This window comes from Oleiphilus sp. HI0043 (assembly GCF_001634935.1).
On record NZ_LWEY01000322.1, the window covers coordinates 1 to 861 of the forward strand.

General features: G+C 46.0%; 1 protein-coding gene. It reads left to right on the forward strand.

Annotated elements, in window-relative coordinates:
• A partial coding sequence (locus A3729_RS04405; RefSeq protein ID WP_156497658.1) for an AMP-binding protein occupies positions 1-861 on the forward strand: 861 nt, incomplete at both ends.

Below are 861 nucleotides of genomic sequence, written 5' to 3' on the forward strand. Positions count from 1 at the left end.
AACGATGGCTTGGAATGATCATCGGCATCTCGAACTTTACTATGCGATTTCCTGTTCAGGTATGGTTTGCCATACGATTAATCCGCGCTTATTTGATGAACAGATTGAATACATTGTTGAACATGCTGAAGATCAATGGCTATTCGTTGACTCCTTATTTGTACCTAAGCTAGAGCAGTTACAAGAGAAAATGCCCAATGTGAAAGGTTTTGTCGTATTGACCTCAGAGGCGAAAATGCCTGAAACCTGTTTACGCAATGTCCAGTGTTACGAAACGCTTATAGCTAAATACGAACCAGAATTTGACTGGCCTGAGCTCGAAGAATCCACAGCTTCTGCCTTGTGCTATACCTCAGGTACTACTGGTAACCCAAAGGGGGTTGTCTATAGTCACAGGTCAACAGTTCTTCATAGTTATGCCAGTAGCTTACCGGATGCCTTTGGCCTTTCGCGCCAGGACGTGGTGATGCCGATTGTTCCCATGTTTCACGTTAATGGCTGGGGGATCGTTTATTCAGCTCCCATGGCTGGCGCAAAATTAGTGATGCCAGGTCCTAAAATGGCTGACGGTGAGACTCTGACCAAATTAATCAATGACGAAAAAATATCGATGTCGGCAGGCGTTCCGACAGTGTGGTTGGCCCTGCTTGCCTATCTGGGTGAAAGTGGTGAGTCAATTGACAGTCTCAAACGTGTGACGGTGGGAGGAGCCGCCTGTCCACTTTCAATCTTTCAAACCTTCAAAGACAAACACAATGTAGATGTAGAGCATGCTTGGGGAATGACCGAGATGAGTCCGCTCGGCACTTATAACAAAATGTCAGCGGCTGATTTTGAGTTGCCGGAAGAAGCGATTACTGA